This is a genomic window from Sphingobacterium sp. CZ-UAM, assembly GCF_002000245.1.
Classification (GTDB): domain Bacteria; phylum Bacteroidota; class Bacteroidia; order Sphingobacteriales; family Sphingobacteriaceae; genus Sphingobacterium.
Genome location: NZ_MTCM01000002.1, coordinates 761533 through 777337, shown reverse-complemented (window position 1 = coordinate 777337; position 15805 = coordinate 761533). Strand labels below are relative to the sequence as shown.

20 protein-coding genes are annotated in these 15805 nt (G+C 39.4%); 10 read left to right on the top strand and 10 right to left on the bottom strand.

The features are described from left to right. The first annotated feature begins 232 nt into the window (after positions 1 to 232). From secA to BWD42_RS13265, 5 genes are read left to right on the top strand one after another with little or no spacing between them, the layout of a single operon-like run. The gene (gene secA / locus BWD42_RS13285; RefSeq protein ID WP_077436855.1) at positions 233 to 3520 is read left to right on the top strand and encodes a preprotein translocase subunit SecA; all 3288 of its coding nucleotides are present in this window, start codon (positions 233 to 235) and stop codon (positions 3518 to 3520) included. A 20-nt stretch (positions 3521 to 3540) separates the two neighbouring features. Further along, complete coding sequence (locus tag BWD42_RS13280; RefSeq protein ID WP_077436854.1) at positions 3541 to 3999, top strand: SPOR domain-containing protein; 459 nt, start codon at positions 3541 to 3543, stop codon at positions 3997 to 3999. A gap of 13 nt (positions 4000 to 4012) precedes the next feature. Beyond that, positions 4013 to 5203: a M20 family metallopeptidase gene (locus BWD42_RS13275; protein ID WP_077436853.1), complete on the top strand. Its 1191-nt coding sequence runs from the start codon at positions 4013 to 4015 to the stop codon at positions 5201 to 5203. A gap of 10 nt (positions 5204 to 5213) precedes the next feature. Then, positions 5214 to 5786, top strand: a complete 573-nt coding sequence (locus BWD42_RS13270; RefSeq protein ID WP_077436852.1) for a hypothetical protein — start codon at positions 5214 to 5216, stop codon at positions 5784 to 5786. After that, positions 5783 to 6280, top strand: a complete 498-nt coding sequence (locus BWD42_RS13265) for a GNAT family N-acetyltransferase (RefSeq protein ID WP_077436851.1) — start codon at positions 5783 to 5785, stop codon at positions 6278 to 6280. The genes BWD42_RS13270 and BWD42_RS13265 overlap by 4 nt, the downstream gene beginning before the upstream one ends. Here the strand turns inward: BWD42_RS13265 and BWD42_RS13260 are convergent. Continuing rightward, a complete protein-coding gene (locus tag BWD42_RS13260; protein WP_077436850.1) occupies positions 6277 to 7581 on the bottom strand; it encodes a M20/M25/M40 family metallo-hydrolase in 1305 nt (434 codons plus the stop codon). The two genes, BWD42_RS13265 and BWD42_RS13260, sit on opposite strands and share 4 nt — an antisense overlap. Before the next feature lie 266 nt (positions 7582 to 7847). Here BWD42_RS13260 and BWD42_RS13255 point away from each other — a divergent pair, with 266 nt between their 5' ends. Genes BWD42_RS13255 through BWD42_RS13245 form a run of 3 tightly spaced genes read left to right on the top strand, consistent with a single transcriptional unit; the run spans position 7848 to position 8704 of the window. Then, positions 7848 to 8162, top strand: a complete 315-nt coding sequence (locus BWD42_RS13255; protein ID WP_070562591.1) for a rhodanese-like domain-containing protein — start codon at positions 7848 to 7850, stop codon at positions 8160 to 8162. A 1-nt stretch (position 8163) separates the two neighbouring features. Then, positions 8164 to 8460, top strand: a complete 297-nt coding sequence (locus BWD42_RS13250) for a PLDc N-terminal domain-containing protein (protein WP_077436849.1) — start codon at positions 8164 to 8166, stop codon at positions 8458 to 8460. Position 8461: 1 nt separating this feature from the next. After that, positions 8462 to 8704 carry a DUF6358 family protein gene (locus BWD42_RS13245; protein ID WP_077436848.1) on the top strand — a complete coding sequence of 81 codons (243 nt, stop codon included), beginning with the start codon at positions 8462 to 8464 and terminating at the stop codon, positions 8702 to 8704. Between the two features lie 82 nt (positions 8705 to 8786). Here the strand turns inward: BWD42_RS13245 and gcvT are convergent, their stop codons facing one another. The 6 genes from gcvT to BWD42_RS13215 form a co-directional block, all read right to left on the bottom strand. Beyond that, positions 8787 to 9869 carry a glycine cleavage system aminomethyltransferase GcvT gene (gene gcvT, locus BWD42_RS13240; protein WP_077436847.1) on the bottom strand — a complete coding sequence of 361 codons (1083 nt, stop codon included), beginning with the start codon at positions 9867 to 9869 and terminating at the stop codon, positions 8787 to 8789. 80 nt (positions 9870 to 9949) lie between these two features. Then, positions 9950 to 10768, bottom strand: coding sequence for a DUF6929 family protein (locus tag BWD42_RS13235; RefSeq protein WP_077436846.1), 819 nt, complete (start codon positions 10766 to 10768; stop codon positions 9950 to 9952). Then, positions 10762 to 11454, bottom strand: a complete 693-nt coding sequence (locus BWD42_RS13230) for a pseudouridine synthase (protein ID WP_077436845.1) — start codon at positions 11452 to 11454, stop codon at positions 10762 to 10764. The genes BWD42_RS13235 and BWD42_RS13230 overlap by 7 nt, the downstream gene beginning before the upstream one ends. Before the next feature lies 1 nt (position 11455). Continuing rightward, positions 11456 to 11824 carry a DUF4359 domain-containing protein gene (locus BWD42_RS13225; protein WP_077436844.1) on the bottom strand — a complete coding sequence of 123 codons (369 nt, stop codon included), beginning with the start codon at positions 11822 to 11824 and terminating at the stop codon, positions 11456 to 11458. Between the two features lie 145 nt (positions 11825 to 11969). After that, positions 11970 to 12467, bottom strand: coding sequence for a DUF4112 domain-containing protein (locus BWD42_RS13220; protein ID WP_077436843.1), 498 nt, complete (start codon positions 12465 to 12467; stop codon positions 11970 to 11972). Between the two features lie 2 nt (positions 12468 to 12469). Beyond that, positions 12470 to 13186 (bottom strand): SIMPL domain-containing protein, encoded by a 717-nt coding sequence (locus BWD42_RS13215; protein ID WP_077436842.1) that lies wholly within the window; start codon positions 13184 to 13186, stop codon positions 12470 to 12472. Positions 13187 to 13348: 162 nt separating this feature from the next. On the opposite strand from BWD42_RS13215, the gene BWD42_RS13210 reads away from it, so the two are divergent. Next, on the top strand, positions 13349 to 13540 hold the full coding sequence (locus BWD42_RS13210) for a cold-shock protein (RefSeq protein WP_046672593.1): 192 nt from the start codon (positions 13349 to 13351) through the stop codon (positions 13538 to 13540). A 116-nt stretch (positions 13541 to 13656) separates the two neighbouring features. Then, positions 13657 to 13863, top strand: coding sequence for a hypothetical protein (locus BWD42_RS13205; protein WP_077436841.1), 207 nt, complete (start codon positions 13657 to 13659; stop codon positions 13861 to 13863). Between the two features lie 105 nt (positions 13864 to 13968). On the opposite strand, the gene BWD42_RS13200 is transcribed toward BWD42_RS13205, so the two are convergent. The 3 genes from BWD42_RS13200 to BWD42_RS13190 form a co-directional block, all read right to left on the bottom strand. Beyond that, positions 13969 to 14457, bottom strand: coding sequence for a DUF805 domain-containing protein (locus tag BWD42_RS13200; protein WP_077436840.1), 489 nt, complete (start codon positions 14455 to 14457; stop codon positions 13969 to 13971). A 244-nt stretch (positions 14458 to 14701) separates the two neighbouring features. After that, positions 14702 to 15424 (bottom strand): DNA repair protein RecO, encoded by a 723-nt coding sequence (gene recO, locus BWD42_RS13195; RefSeq protein ID WP_077436839.1) that lies wholly within the window; start codon positions 15422 to 15424, stop codon positions 14702 to 14704. Further along, positions 15408 to 15674, bottom strand: a complete 267-nt coding sequence (locus BWD42_RS13190; RefSeq protein WP_077436838.1) for a hypothetical protein — start codon at positions 15672 to 15674, stop codon at positions 15408 to 15410. Before BWD42_RS13190 ends, recO begins: the two co-directional genes overlap by 17 nt. Between the last annotated feature and the right edge of the window lie 131 nt (positions 15675 to 15805).

Genomic DNA, 15805 nt, shown 5'->3' with positions numbered 1-15805 from the left:
GGATAGAAAACGATAGGGATAATTATAGCAAGAAAACATAGAGAGTGGGATAATTAGCGAAAAGGAGAATAGGCTGCATATCCGGCGGAAAAAAATAACGCAAAAAAAATAAGGGTAAGCTGTTAGATATCATATCTAATAACTAAATTTGCCCGATTAGTGTCAAATTGTCTGCAATTTTACTTTGGAGTCATTATTGTACAAAATCTTTAGTTGAGATAGAAAAAAAATTATGTTAAAGTTTTTAAGTAAATTATTTGGAAGTAAATCCGAAAGAGATATCAAGGGGATTCAGCCAGTTGTAGAGCAAATCAAAGCTGAATATGATAAACTTTCAAATCTAACCAATGACGAGTTACGTGCCAAGACCGCTGACTTCAAAGAAAGAATTAAGAATTACCTCGCAGATATTGACCAGGAGATAGATACGCTAAAAGCAGAGGCGGATCAAGACGAGGAAGATATGGCAAAGAAAACTTCGATTTACGAACAAGTGGACAAATTGTCCAAAGACCGTGATAAGAAGTTGGAAGAGGTATTGAAGGACATTTTACCAGAGGCCTTTGCCGTGGTGAAAGAAACCTCAAGACGTTTGACTGAAAATGAAGAACTGGAAGTTACTGCCAGCGATTTTGACAGAGAATTGGCTGTCTACAAGCCGAATGTTATCATCAATGGAGATAAAGCCATTTGGAAAAACAAATGGATGGCTGCAGGGACTGAGGTTACCTGGAACATGGTACATTATGATGTACAGTTGATCGGTGGTATCGTACTACATAGCGGGAAAATTGCCGAGATGGCTACGGGTGAGGGTAAGACATTAGTTGGAACCCTGCCAACTTACCTGAACGCGCTTTCTGGACAAGGGGTACATATCGTGACTGTGAATGACTATCTTGCACGCCGTGACTCTGAATGGAACGCTCCGCTATTTGAATTCCACGGTTTATCGGTAGATTGTATTGATAAACACCAACCAAACTCTCCTCAACGTCGTAAAGCTTACCAAGCTGATATCGTATATGGAACGAACAACGAATTTGGCTTCGACTATTTGCGTGATAACATGGTGCAGACGCCAGATGCATTGGTGCAGGGAAAATTGCATTTTGCGATGGTCGATGAGGTTGACTCGGTATTAATTGACGATGCCCGTACACCTTTGATTATTTCCGGACCGATCCCTCGTGGTGATCAGCATGAGTTCTATCAATTGAAACCACGTATCGAGCGTTTGGTACATGTTCAGAAAGCCTACATCAATACCGTATTAAATGATGCCAAAAAAGCTTTGGCTGCAGGTGATTCTGATGTAGAAGGCGGAGGTCTGGCTTTATTAAGAGCTTATAGAGGTTTACCTAAAAATAAAGCATTAATCAAATTCTTAAGTGAAGGTGCGAACCGTTCTATTTTGCAAAAAGTAGAGAACTACTATATGCAAGAGCAAAATAAAAATATGCCTAAAGTTGATGCAGAACTTTATTTTGTCATTGATGAGAAGAATAATCAGGTTGAACTGACAGAAAAAGGGATTGAATTGATCACAGCGACAGGCGAGGATCCTTCATTCTTTATTTTACCTGATGTGGGTACTGAGATTGCGGAAATTGAAAAGTCTTCGTTGACTTTGGAAGAAAAAGCAGCTCAGAAAGAGGACTTATTGCGCGATTATTCGATTAAGGCTGACCGTATTCACTCAATCAACCAGTTATTGAAAGCATATACTTTGTTTGAGAATGATGTGGAATATATCGTGGACGAGGGTAAAGTAAAAATTGTCGATGAGCAAACTGGCCGTATCATGGATGGGCGTCGTTACTCAGACGGTTTGCACCAGGCTATCGAAGCGAAAGAAAATGTAAAGGTCGAAGATGCGACACAAACGTACGCGACGATTACTTTACAGAATTACTTCCGTATGTACCACAAACTTTCGGGGATGACTGGTACTGCTTCAACAGAAGCTGGCGAGCTTTGGGAAATCTATAAATTGGATGTTGTTGAAATCCCTACAAATCGTGGTATCCAACGTGAGGACCGTCAAGATTTGATTTACCGTACTGCGCGCGAAAAATACAATGCGGTAGCAGAAGAAATTCAACGATTGACAGAACAAGGTCGCCCGGTGTTGGTTGGTACAACATCAGTTGAAATTTCCGAGTTGTTGAGTCGTATGCTTCAGTTACGTAAAATCAAACATAACGTATTGAATGCAAAATTGCACCAAAAAGAGGCTGATATTGTAGCCGAAGCAGGTCGCCCCGGACAAGTAACTATTGCCACAAATATGGCTGGTCGTGGTACGGATATTAAATTGGCCGAAGCTGTGAAAAACGCGGGAGGTCTTGCCATTATCGGTACTGAAAGACATGAATCCCGTCGTGTTGACCGTCAGTTACGTGGTCGTGCAGGTCGTCAGGGAGATCCGGGATCATCACAATTCTTCGTTTCGTTGGAAGATAACTTAATGCGCTTATTTGCTTCTGAAAGAATCTCCAATATCATGGTGAAAATGGGTGTTGAAGAAGGTGAAGTGATGCAACACAGTATGTTGACCAAATCTATCGAGCGTGCACAGCGTAAAGTCGAGGAGAACAACTTTGGAATTCGTAAACGTCTATTGGAATATGATGACGTCATGAACTCCCAACGTACAGTAATCTATTCAAAACGTAAAAATGCTTTGTTTGGCGAGCGTTTGGATGTGGATTTGAATAACATGATTTTTGATGTTGCTGAAGAGATCGTTGCCGAAGCAAAAGAGCAAGGTAACTACGAAGACTTCCAAATTGAGGTTATCCGTATCTTTGCTATTACACCAGAAATCACTGCTGAAGAATTTGCGCAAGGAAAGATCGAAGGGTTGACAGACCGTCTTTTTGACCAGGCAATTAGGGCATATCACCATAAAATAGATGCTATTGGTGCATTGACAGTTCCTGTATTAAACAATGTATACGCAGAACGCGGTCAAATTGTTGAGAATGTCGTTATTCCATTTACAGATGGTGTACGTGGTATCCAGGTTTCTGCTAATCTGAAAAAAGCGATCGACACCAATGGTAAAGAGGTTTTCAAATCTTTTGAAAAAGGTATCGTCCTAGCATTGATCGACGAAGCATGGAAAGAGCATTTACGTGAAATGGATGATCTAAAACAATCCGTTCAAAATGCTGTTTATGAACAAAAGGATCCAATCATTATCTATAAAATGGAAGCCTTTAACTTGTTCAAGTCTATGTTGGCTTCTATGAACAAGGATGTCGTGAGCTTTATTTTCAAAGGTGAGATCCCAGGACAGGAAACAACTTCATTACAGGCTAGACAAGTAACTCAAGCTCCTGTAAAGACGGTTGAAACAAAAGCAGAGCTGGTTTCCCCTACAGGCGTTAGTGAAGAGGATGTGAATGATGGCCCGAAAGAGCCTGTCCGTAATGAGAATACAGTAGGACGCAATGACGAATGTCCTTGTGGTTCTGGAAAAAAATATAAAAATTGCCACGGCGCAAATAACTAATCGATAAGAAAGGTTAAACTATGCTGAAGAGAGGATTGATTTTCATACATGCACTTGTGCTATTTACGATTGTTCATGTAAAAGCACAGGAAAAGGGCGGAGTTATTGTAACCAAAGATTCTTTGATTACACAACTTCAAAATTTTAGGGCAATAATGGGAATCAATCCTATCGAAAGCAAAACCACCACAGTCCCTTCTAAACCTGTTGTTCGTTCTGCTGCAACACGCGTCAAGGTACGGGGTTTTCGTGTGCAGATTTTCGCTGGATCCAGCCGAAATCAAGCTTTTTCAGAACAAACTCGTTTCCGGGGAATGTATAAAGATGTTGACACCTATATCACCTATGATGAACCTAATTACCGGGTGAAGGTGGGCGACTTTAGAAGTCGTTCCGAAGCAAATGCGTTTATGCGTGAGCTGCGTCAATATTTTAGTAACGTTTTCGTCTTTTCAGAAAGCGTTTTTGTCTATCAATAAATCAAACAACCTCATGGCAAGTACGAAAGAAAAAGTCCTGGCCTTAGCCCATCAATATTTTGAAGATACAGTCGCTAACCGTAGACATCTTCATCAAAACCCTGAACTTTCCTTTGAAGAATATAATACTTCGGCATTTGTAAAGACACAGTTGGATCAACTAGGCATTCCTTACGAGGCCAAAGCAGATACGGGTATTGTTGCACTAATTCGTGGCGAACTTCCTTCTGACGAAGTTATCGCTTTACGTGCGGATATGGATGCATTGCCCATTCAGGAAATCGAAGGAAGACCTTATGGGTCCAATAACCCAGGTGTCATGCATGCTTGCGGCCATGATGTTCATACATCCTCGCTTTTGGGGACCGCGAAGATATTACATCGTTTGAAAGCTGAATTTGGTGGTACAGTGAAATTAATCTTTCAGCCAGGCGAGGAACGTTTGCCCGGAGGAGCATCCATTATGATCAAGGAAGGCGCGTTACAAAATCCTGCACCTTCCGCTATAATAGGTCAACATGTAATGCCCTTTATCGAGGTAGGCAAAGTCGGATTTCGTGAAGGGAAGTATATGGCTTCCTGTGATGAGCTGTTTATGACGGTAAAAGGAAGGGGTGGACACGGTGCACATCCCCATCAGAATATCGATCCTATTGTTATCACAGCACATATAATTACCGCTTTACAACAGGTTGCGAGCCGCTTTGCGGACCCCCGCACTCCGACGGTGTTGTCTTTTGGTAAAATCATTGCGAATGGTGCGACAAATATTGTACCTGATCAAGTGTATCTCGAAGGTACATTCCGAACATTCGATGAGCGCTGGCGTGCTGAAGCACATGAAAAGATGGTGAAAATGGCTGTCGGAATCGCTGAAAGTATGGGTGCTACCTGTGATTTTGAAGTTCGAAAAGGCTATCCATTTTTAATCAATGAGCCTGAACTGACGAAGAGTGCGCGTACTTTTGCGGAGGAATATCTTGGAAAAGAGAATGTCGTGGATTTAGATCTTTGGCCAGCTGCGGAAGATTTTTCCTACTACTCACAAGAAATCAATGCTTGTTTCTACCGACTGGGTACAGGAAATAAATCGAAAGGAATAACTTCTGCGGTGCATACACCGACCTTCGATGTTGACGAGTCCTCGTTGGAGATCAGCACAGGGTTAATGGCGTATATCACCTTGCGCAGATTAGGTTATTAGATCTTTCGAAATGTCATCACATCATATTGTCCGAGAGAACCAGGAACCCGCTCTGCTGATTGAAGACCTTTTTCTGATCGAAGAAGAAGATTTGGGACAACTGTTGGAATGGAGCCCTACTATTGCTATCGAAAATAATCTCGTTGATCCACTGGATGCCAGGGGATATAAGTTTGACATTGTTTTTGCGAAAAGGCTTGCCGATCCAATTCAGGAAAATTCAAAAGTCATCCCCTATCGTGATAATTTTTTACAATCGGCCATTGAATACCTTATTAAACATCAATATAAGGCAGTTAATATTATTACAGATCAAATAGATCATACACCCTATCAGCCCTATTTGGACCAGATCAATATTGTATTATTGGCCCGGGGCATGCGTTATTATTTTGTCACAACCGGTTTTACAAAATGGAAAATGGGCGGTGAACAACTAAGAATAGACTCCCGGGGAGAAGAAATCACAACAGCAGGCCTTCGGAAAATAGGAGCTGACCTGTATGAAACTGAAAGGGATGGTTTATTTAAGCTTGAGTTTTCGAAATCAAAATATATTTTAATAGGAGAGACAATCTCATGATAACAATAGAATTAGCAGAACAGACAGATATCCGTAGCATTTCCAATATGGCCCACATTATATGGCCTGACGCCTATGGAGAAATACTTTCGAAAGAGCAGATTGATTTCATGTTGGAGAAAAGTTATACCGTCGAGGGCTTAGCTGAGGGAATGGTAAATGGACAGTTTTTTTATATATTAAAGGAAGATGGTATCGGCCAGGGCTTTGTTGCACTAAAGACTTTTGAAGATAAACTCCGTATCGAAAAACTTTATTTGATGCCTCATGTGCAGGGAAAAGGTTTTGGGAAGGCATTAATTGATTTTGCTGTTGAAAAAGCAAAAACCAAAGGCAAAGATATATTGGAACTCAATGTCAATAGAAATAACCCTGCTTATCATTTCTATCTAAAGCAGGGTTTCCAGGTTGTCGAAACTGTCGATATTCCGTATTATGATTATGTATTGAATGATTATGTGATGCAGCGGACAATAGACCGCACCGCCTATTAATCCTTTAATTTTTCTACACGTGAAGGCGTTTGTTTGCCTTCTACAATGCCTGATGTACCGATCGCGATTGCTTCTATACTGGAAATAATATTTTGAACGTTTAAGGTGCTGACTTCGTCCTTTACCGTATGGTAATACTCATCTTTGTCCATTTGGGAGGTAGAAAACGAATGTGCGGGAACACCTTTTGCCGCTAACACGGCATTATCACTGCGATAGAATAAATTTTGTTTTGTATAAGGATCTGGGTAAAATTTGAAAGCCGTGTTTTTTAGGTTTTCCTGCATCAATTTACCCAAGTCAGATTGATCATAGCCTGTTATATATACTGTATTAGGACCAAATTTTGAATCTTTTCCGATCATCTCCATATTGATCATAGCTACGACCTGATCGGCATTGATGTGGTTGGAAAAATATTTTGAGCCATACATTCCGAGTTCTTCGGCTGTAAAGGCCACAAAAATAAGCGTCCTTTCATTGTTATTTTTCTTCTTGTAATAATCTGCAAGGGTGAGCATCGCTGTTACTCCCGAAGCATCGTCATCTGCTCCATTGGCTATCGAATCCTGTCCAACAGCAGGTAATATACCAATATGATCATAATGGCCAGAGAAGATTACATATTCATTTGGCTTACTCTTTCCGGGAATAATTCCGGCAACATTAAAAAGTGGGAAGTGCTGAAGATCACGTTGGATATGAATATCAAATGTTTTCGGTTTTTCTGAGCTTAGCAGATAAACTATGGACGGTTTTTGTATGTTCGGATCCTCCACAAATTTAGGCTTGTTGAGCATCTGGCCAAAACGAACAAAAGAGGCTTCAAACGAAGGGTCTACCAGCACGAGCGTATTTTCCTTTGATAAGGACTGTTCCCGAAAGGCTTGAGAGAAATCAGCCCCAGAAGCGATATGGGTGATCCTTACAGGACTTTTTTCGTTCCATTTGAGGTCAACATGGCTGCCCAGTGATATGATATGCTCAGCAGCAATCGCTTTTTCATTGATCGCGGCCACATTGCTTTTGGGCGAGAGTTTGTCCAGTTGGAATGTCTGTCTGAAAGATTCTTCCGCATAAGGTTTGAGCCCTATTTTTTTCATTTCTCCGGCGATAAAATCTGCCGCCGGCTCAATGTCTTTTGTCAGGGCCGATCGTCCACGCATATCATCCGATGCCAAAGTATTTAAGATACGGCTCACGCCCTGACGTTGTTGTTCGGAAATCACTTGCTGTCCAAATGTCATGGAGCATAGGGCGATTAGCGAAAATACTAAAGATATTTTAGGTGCTGAATTCATAAAATTAGTTATGTTCGGATGAAGATAATGATTTCGGCTGTAATTTTTGTAGAAATTCGTGCTAGCAAACCCATAATGGGTAAATACCGTTACCCTCAAAACTGTAAAGTTTAAATGAAGGATCTTGTTGGCCCTTCAGGAATGAAATGCATTCAATAAAATTTCGTCGTTCTATTATTAGCGACAAGCATGAATGTTCCTGATGGCTTTTGAAGAAAGACAATTCAGAAAAAAATGTAGTATATTTGATTATAAATTATTTGACAATGAAAGAAGTATCTGTACAAGAATTAAAGAATAAGATCGATAACAATGAAGATTTTCAATTGATTGATGTGCGTGAGTCATTTGAATATGAAGTTTCAAATCTGAACGGTTTGAATATCCCCCTATCAGGAATCCTGATTGAAGCAGATAAGATTGCGAAGGATAAACCCGTTATCGTTCAGTGTCGTTCCGGAAAACGTTCAGCACAGGCAATTATGTTGTTGGAGCAACAAGGATTTGATAATCTAGCAAATTTAAAAGGCGGTATCTTGGCCTGGAAAGAGGAAATCGATCCAGAGTTAGACGTTTATTAATATGAAAAACTTGGAGCATCAGACTAAACAAGCTTTCTTGTTTAGTCTTGCTTTTTATATCGTAGCCCTATTAACTCGGCTCTTAAACTTAGGGATCTTCCCTGTATTAAGTAGCCTCTCTATTTTATTGTCCCTCTTATGGGTGATATTGGCCTTGCGGGAAATTATGCTTTCCAGGACTATTTCCAATGCTGAGCGGATGTTGATGGCACTTGCTATTGTACTGTTTAATATTATCGGCGGAATTTTCTATTTCTTTGTGTGGCGACCACGTGTATTGGGATTAACAAAAAAGTAATATGACAAAATATTTTATACTGAATATTGTATTGAACTTGGCCATTGTATTTTTGGCGTATTGTGGATTTGAAGGGTATAAAGCCGGAAATATGTTGGTGACAGGATTGTCTATCGCATTTTTGGTTGTTCTGATTTACCTTAAGGTCGTCTTAAGCAAGCGGATAAAAGTCGTTATCCAAGAAAAGGATCGTGAAAAAAAGCAGGCATATGCTGCTAAGCAAGCGAAAGGAAAAAATAAATAAGAGTGGAGTTTCTTACTTATAACATACAAAAAGAGCAGAAAACGATCGTCTTCTGCTCTTTTTGTATTGTCTACATTTGTTTTTATTTGACAAATGGAGGTTTCGTTACTTTAGCTTTAACTTTTTGATTACGGATATGGATAAAGATATCTGTACCGTCTTTTGCGAACGCAGTATCTACGTAACCCAAACCTACCGATTTTTTCAATGTCGGAGATTGCGTTCCCGAAGTAACCCGACCGATTACATTGCCATCAGCATCTACGATCTCATAATCATGACGCGGAATACCTCTGTCGATCATTTCAAAACCAACTAGTTTCTTTTTAAGTCCAGCTTCTTTTTCAGCTTTAAGTGCGGCCGAATTCACAAAGTCCTTTGTAAACTTTGTTACCCAACCTAAGCCAGCCTCTAAAGGAGATGTATTGTCGTCGATATCATTTCCATAAAGGCAGAAACCCATTTCTAGACGTAATGTATCACGAGCGCCCAATCCGATAGGTTTAATTCCGTAAGCTTTTCCGGCTTCAAAAATAGCATCCCAAACTTTTTGTGCATCTTCATTGGCTACATAAATTTCGAAACCACCTGCGCCAGTATAGCCGGTGGCTGATACCAATACGTTTTCTACACCAGCAAAAGTACCTTTGGCAAAAGTATAGTATTCCATTGGGGCAAGCTCGATATCTGTCAGCGATTGTAAAGCATCCGCTGCTTTAGGTCCTTGAACAGCAAATAAAGAAGTCTGGTCAGAAATGTTTTTCATTTCTACACCATCGGTATTGTATTTGGAAATCCAGTTCCAGTCTTTTTCGATATTGGAAGCATTGACAACCAGAAAATAGGTCTTATCGTCTATACGATATGTTAGAAAATCGTCTACAACACCACCTGTTTCGTTCGGAATATAAGCATATTGAACTTTGCCGTCATATAATTTCGATACATCGTTGGAAGAGATTTTTTGAAGAAGATCCAGTGCTTTTTCACCTTTAAGGATGAATTCGCCCATGTGGCTTACATCAAAAACTCCTACACCTGTACGAACTGTTTCGTGCTCATCATTGATACCAGTATATTGCACTGGCATGTTGAAGCCTGCGAAGGGAACCATCTTTGCTCCTAAAGCAATGTGTGTCTCCGAAAGGGCAGTATTTTTTAACATAAAAATTAAGTTTTAATCAGTTGCAAATTTAATAAAATATACGTGATTCCTAGCTTTGAATCTATTTTAGAACAAACGATTTAATTCGTTACTTTCAACGAATAAACCGTCAGTTCAGCATCTTCTGTATCAGCATCTTCGCAGAGTAAGAAAATTAAACCGTTGTCGGTTTTCTCCTTGAGGGTGATTCCCTCAAACTTGTGATTTTCGGGTATTTGAAATACTTCCAGTTTGGAAGACAGATTTGCTGATATCTTACCAAGTAAAGATCCAGCGATCTCGCCATCGAGATAGGTCGATTTTGCATCTTCTGCAGTTGCGATAAAATAAATGTCATCACCGACAACTGTCGCGTCGGAAAAACCAGTACTGATCCCATTTAACTTGGGTAACTCGATTGGAATACAGCGCGATTTCTCTTCAGCTTTACTGTTGTATTCTAAAATCGCATTGATACCTTTTGGGCCATTTCCTCTGTTGAAAAACAAGATACGGTCGTCAATATGCAGCACTCCCTCGATGTTGAAGTCCGATTTACTGATCTTAAATTTCCTCATTAAACGCGCATAGATTTCGCTATAGTCTTCCTTCACGACTTTGTTTCCGTCCCAAATAAACCGGTTGTTTCTCTTTTCAGTTGACCCTGAGCCATATAGGTAGTAGCGCTTGCCATCGAAAGTAATGGATTCAAGATCCATTTTGTTCGCTTTACTGATATTTTCCATGGGTTCAGCTTCCAATAGAGCCGTTTTGGATAGGCGTTGCTGAGCAAGGTTATAGCTATATAGATAATTGCTGTTATCTGATACAATATGGAGTTCATCATTATTATAGACGATCCCAGATGCCGCGGCGATGCCTGATATGCTGATAAATGCTTCGAGAATTAATTTTAACATCGTTCATTTATATTTAAGATTCCAAGTACTTTCCGGAATTCGGATTGGATTGCTGCTTTTATATGAATAGTTTCGCCTGACTGGGGATGTCTGAAGGTTAATTCAGAGGCATGCAGTAGCATTGTATCCATCTGATAATTCTCTTTCCAGAATTTATTTTGCTTATTACAGCCATGCGGACGATCACCGATAATGGGATAAAAGATGTGCGCAAAGTGACGCCGCAGTTGATGCATGCGGCCAGTAAGTGGGTTGGCTTCAACAAGACTGTAACGCGAGGTTGGGAATTTTCCGAAAGGAATATCCAATTCACTTTTGGCGAGTAGCCTGAACGATGTCTGGGCTTCCTGTATGGTGCCATTTTCTTTTTTCAATGGATAGTCAATCAGACCTTCCTCAGGAGCGAAGCCTCTCAGTAAGGCCAGGTACTTTTTGTCTATCTGATGTTCCTGAAAACTTTTTTGGAGATATTGGTCCGTTTCTTTGTTTAGTGAGAACAAAAGCACCCCGCCGGTTTTACGGTCAAGGCGATGAGCAGGATATACCGTTTTCCCGAGCTGATCACGTAGTATTTGAAGGGCAAATTCGGAGGTGTCACGCGCAATCGAAGAGCGATGCACCAAAAGGCCATGCGGTTTATTGATGGCTACGATGGATTCGTCTTCGTAAAGAATTTCTAAAGACATATTAGATTTTTTTCAATGCGGCAATGATTTCATCCGCTTTTTCATCAATCTTGGGACTCAACCAAACCTGTTTAAATGCGCCACCACCGATAATCTGTTCCGTGCCTTGCCATTTTATCTTGGTGAGAGAAAAGAGGTAATAATTGTCTACAACGATCGAATTCTGGACAAAATTGTCCACTAAATTATTTCCGAAAAGTTGCATCCCCAAGCCGAAAAAGGCTTGATCTTTTGCATGAAGCTGATTTTTTAATAATTGCTCAGCTTTTGCACGGACAATTTTTTCGTGCTCTTCCTTACTCGGGTTTGTTAGAATGGCCGCAAGCATGATGGCAACCAGAAGTAGGGCAAATATTCTTTTTTTGCTCATTTTTTAATGCTAAAATTAGTGTTGGGAGATCGCCTCACTACGGGATCTACTGCTATCAAAATTATTAAATAGATATTAGATATGCACAATTGTTTTTATATCCAAGCTGTACTGCAAGGGGAAGTGATATAAAAAGGGCTTGATCTTAGAAAGAAATCCCGTTTAGCAGCGAAAATGCCCATGAAAAGAAAACCCAGATCAGATAACAGGTGACAGCGATTAAAATAAAAAGGATCAATACGATCGTTAAGATAATCCCGATGCCTGAACCTTTATGTCGGCCCTCATAATAGTGCTCACGTAGAAGCCGGATATTCTTCTCGTTGGCCTTGCTGTAAAAATCGAAAATATTACCCAAGAAAGGAATACTTCCCAAGATAGCGTCGAGGCTGATATTGAGCAGCATACGGATGACTAATTTTGGACTAGCTCCATTTCGCCACATGGCAATGACTAGGACTAATGACGTGCCAAATCCGGCAATAGCACCCCCTAAGGGAATCAGATTCAAGATCGGATCCAATCCGAACCGGAAATTGCCAATCTTGAACTGATTATCCATTAACCAGGATATTCGGTTGATCCAACCGAAATCATGGTCTAATCGTTTCTTTTTATCTTCTGGAGATAATTCTCTATGCATGATTACAATAGTTCGAAAGATGCGCTGATTTCGCTGGTCACTTTCATTGGCCTGATATTTAAGTCAAGGCCATTTTCACCAGCAGCGTCTGCCGCTTCAGCCATGGCGCCTTTGTACATTGCATTGCGCATCATCGGTTGGACACCAAAGATAATTTGTTGCGGTGTTTCCGAAAGGACGATCGCTTTACCGATTTTCTGTCCTGCTGCTTCGGCAAGAATCTGCGCATTCGCTTTCGCATCCAACACAGCTTTCGTTTTTAAGGTTTTTTCAAGCTCTTTTTTCTTAGAATAATCATATTCACTGATGTAAGTGCTTTGAATGCCTGCTTTATCAACTCCATCCAATAACTGATCTAAGTTGTTTAAGTTCGTTACTTTAATTCGGTATTGTCTCGAAAGTAGTATATCCGTGTCCTTTTTCTTTTTTTCAGGGGTATTATAGCTCCAGATATTCTGTATCGTAAAATCTTCTTTTTTAACACCTGCTTTTGTTGCAGAGTCAAAAAGATCTTTTTCCAACTTGTCTATTGCAACCTTTTTCTTCGTGTTTCCATTATCATAAAACTCTTTTAGTGTAACATCTATATAGATGATGTCCGGAGTCACTTCTTCTTCTGCGCGACCCACTGTAGATACAAATTCTTTATTTACCATTTGTTGAGCGTTTAGTTTTGTCATCAAACCTAAAAAAGCCAGTCCTAATAATATTTTTTTCATGTTTTACGATCTTAAAGTTTTATAATAATACGATTGCTATTATCGCATTGCTACAAGATTGGAGCCAAAGTTGACAAAAAAGTTTAACGGATAAAAAAAATAAAAACGTTAAGATTTTTGATTTTATTTCTATACCTTTAGGGAAATTAATAAAATAGTGCCATGCAAGAAGGTAAAGTAAAATTCTTTAATGAGACCAAAGGTTTCGGTTTCATCATCCCTAATTCAGGCGAGAGCGAAATTTTTGTTCACGTTTCAGGATTAGTTGACAAAGTTCGTGAGAATGATAATGTATCTTACGAAGTTGAACAAGGCCGTAAAGGTCTTAATGCGGTAAATGTAAGAGTTATCTAATTAGATTCAAGATATATTTATTGTGAAAAAGCCTATGCCATCCGCATGGGCTTTTTTATTGGATAATAATTTGGACTGATAATTGCATAGATCTATTTACAAATAGATAGTTTAACATGAAACGTACGTTATTATTGATTTTTGCTGCTGTCATGACTATTTCGATGTCGGCGTGTTATTCCACACATCATGGACATGCGCATGGACATAGACACAAGCATAAATCAAAAGGTATGCCTCCCGGTCAGGCAAAAAAATATTATGGAGAGCAATCTGCAAGAGATTTTGCTCCTGGGCAACAAAAGAAAAAGCATAGACATTGATCGCAGAGGTCTTTTGCTGAAAATTCAGCATTTACTAAAAAGAATACATAAAAAGAGCGTTCATTTAATAAATGAACGCTCTTTTTATGTATTCTGCTTGATCTACTATGCGAATGGATCTCTATCAGCGGGCGGAGTTGAAGGTGAATCAGGTGCCTGTGAGCTACCAAACGGATCTCTTGATTGTGAAGAACCAAATGGATCTTGTGCTTGATTGAAGGGGTGATTTGCTCCATTTTCCTCTGCCTTAGGATCGGGACCATACTGATTTGGACCTTTGTCGCCTTCAATAACCATCAGGTAAATCAAGTATAAGTTGACCAATGGGATAAGTGCCAATAGTAAAAACCAGCCCGATTTATTCGTATCATGTAATCGACGTACTGCAACAGCAATGCCTGGAATAAGTAGAGCTAAGCTTATTAGATAAGAAATGTAAGAAAATACACTTGCAATTTGCCCGAGTATTCCAAAGACTACTCCAATGAGAACATTTGCCAGAAAAAACATCCAGTACTCTTTACGACGAGCACGTCCATTAAAGTTTGCATAATTGTCCCTTACAACTTTTAAAAACCAATCTTTAATTTCCATATAATTTTGAGATTTTAGGTGAAAAATATGTGTTAGTAAATCATTTGTTAATGTGATTCTGTTACAATAAATGTACCAAGAATTTATCTGATTAAACAATTATTAGGGGGGATGATGAGGGGCAATTAATGATAATTTAAAATAGCACTTTCCTGTTGTGTATTTATACGCTATTGTGTGTATTTTTTGTGCCAGAAATATATTGTCGTTGGGGAGATCTATTTAAAATAATTGCTGCCGCGTGCTATCGGAAGATTTCCTCTAGGATATACAGTGATTTTATTTCTCTGAAATTTGTGCGGTGGATTCTATAAAAGTCCAGTAACTTTTCCAATAAAAATTGTCGATCTGTACTAGACATTTTAATATGGTCACTAGTCGAGTATTCGGATTCGATTAAGCTGCGGAAAATGGAAGTGTGTGGCTCCTGAAGTACCAGCGGGTGTTCTGGGAGACTATTTGAGAAAGTTGCCTCATGTAAGTTAAAATAAGGCAGCGATTGCTTGGTTGTGGTTGGATAAAAACCAAGAAAGCGTGTCAGTTTTATTAAAAATACCAAATGGAAATTGGCCAGATTTAAATGTGTTTCATCCAGCCAACGGATCGACTGATGGATAAATTCAAATAAATAAGGATCGCTTTCCTGTTCTTTCAATACTTTATATAAGATTTCATTTAAGAAAAGTGCGAGCGAGCTTTTTACAATATCATAAGGAATTTCCTGCAATACCGGCGTTTGCCGGGCTTCCGAAATACGTTGTAGTGAACCATTATCCTTATGTGTTGCGATGATTTCGAGAAGATGTAAAGGCTGTAAGATGTTGGCTTTGATTTTTGCTTTGGGCTTACGTGCGCCAGCAATGAGGTAAGATTGCATACCAAATGACTCGGTATATATTTGTGCGACAAGGCTGCTTTCCGAATAATTGGTTGTTTTTAGGACAATACCCCTAGTTTTGTTCAGCATCTCCTTCTTTATCTTTTTTATGAATATCTTCCTTATGGGCCTCTTCCCGCATCTCAATAATTGCATTGCGGTCTACTTTTCGAATCATTCTATAGATTAATGTCAGAAAGCCGATACTGAAGGTAATCACTCCGATGAGCATAGCTAACTTATACCAATTGGACCGTTGTTCCATCAGGTAGTAACCAAGGATAACCAATAATACACCAATGATTATTTCTCTTAAGCCCTTGCGAAGATATTTGTTCATAAATGTGAATTGTTGAAAACTATTTTTCTTTACAGAGCAAATATAATACAATAAAATGCTTTATTTTTGCCCATACCATTCCTGTGTAGAACTATTTTTAAAAATAATTCCCATAATGTTGTTGCTTATCT

Bases quoted from the DNA above. Each gene is read 5' to 3' on its own strand.
- secA (WP_077436855.1), top strand. From the start codon at position 233: ATGTTAAAGTTTTTAAGTAAATTATTTGGAAGTAAATCCGAAAGAGAT.
- BWD42_RS13210 (WP_046672593.1), top strand. From the start codon at position 13,349: ATGCAAGAAGGTAAAGTAAAATTCTTTAATGAGACCAAAGGTTTCGGT.
- BWD42_RS13255 (WP_070562591.1), top strand. From the start codon at position 7,848: ATGAAAGAAGTATCTGTACAAGAATTAAAGAATAAGATCGATAACAAT.
- BWD42_RS13260 (WP_077436850.1), bottom strand. From the start codon at position 7,581: ATGAATTCAGCACCTAAAATATCTTTAGTATTTTCGCTAATCGCCCTA.
- BWD42_RS13250 (WP_077436849.1), top strand. From the start codon at position 8,164: ATGAAAAACTTGGAGCATCAGACTAAACAAGCTTTCTTGTTTAGTCTT.
- BWD42_RS13235 (WP_077436846.1), bottom strand. From the start codon at position 10,768: ATGTTAAAATTAATTCTCGAAGCATTTATCAGCATATCAGGCATCGCC.
- BWD42_RS13270 (WP_077436852.1), top strand. From the start codon at position 5,214: ATGTCATCACATCATATTGTCCGAGAGAACCAGGAACCCGCTCTGCTG.
- BWD42_RS13190 (WP_077436838.1), bottom strand. From the start codon at position 15,674: ATGAACAAATATCTTCGCAAGGGCTTAAGAGAAATAATCATTGGTGTA.
- recO (WP_077436839.1), bottom strand. From the start codon at position 15,424: ATGCTGAACAAAACTAGGGGTATTGTCCTAAAAACAACCAATTATTCG.
- BWD42_RS13230 (WP_077436845.1), bottom strand. From the start codon at position 11,454: ATGTCTTTAGAAATTCTTTACGAAGACGAATCCATCGTAGCCATCAAT.
- BWD42_RS13275 (WP_077436853.1), top strand. From the start codon at position 4,013: ATGGCAAGTACGAAAGAAAAAGTCCTGGCCTTAGCCCATCAATATTTT.
- BWD42_RS13220 (WP_077436843.1), bottom strand. From the start codon at position 12,467: ATGCATAGAGAATTATCTCCAGAAGATAAAAAGAAACGATTAGACCAT.
- BWD42_RS13215 (WP_077436842.1), bottom strand. From the start codon at position 13,186: ATGAAAAAAATATTATTAGGACTGGCTTTTTTAGGTTTGATGACAAAA.
- BWD42_RS13205 (WP_077436841.1), top strand. From the start codon at position 13,657: ATGAAACGTACGTTATTATTGATTTTTGCTGCTGTCATGACTATTTCG.
- gcvT (WP_077436847.1), bottom strand. From the start codon at position 9,869: ATGTTAAAAAATACTGCCCTTTCGGAGACACACATTGCTTTAGGAGCA.
- BWD42_RS13225 (WP_077436844.1), bottom strand. From the start codon at position 11,824: ATGAGCAAAAAAAGAATATTTGCCCTACTTCTGGTTGCCATCATGCTT.
- BWD42_RS13200 (WP_077436840.1), bottom strand. From the start codon at position 14,457: ATGGAAATTAAAGATTGGTTTTTAAAAGTTGTAAGGGACAATTATGCA.
- BWD42_RS13245 (WP_077436848.1), top strand. From the start codon at position 8,462: ATGACAAAATATTTTATACTGAATATTGTATTGAACTTGGCCATTGTA.
- BWD42_RS13265 (WP_077436851.1), top strand. From the start codon at position 5,783: ATGATAACAATAGAATTAGCAGAACAGACAGATATCCGTAGCATTTCC.
- BWD42_RS13280 (WP_077436854.1), top strand. From the start codon at position 3,541: ATGCTGAAGAGAGGATTGATTTTCATACATGCACTTGTGCTATTTACG.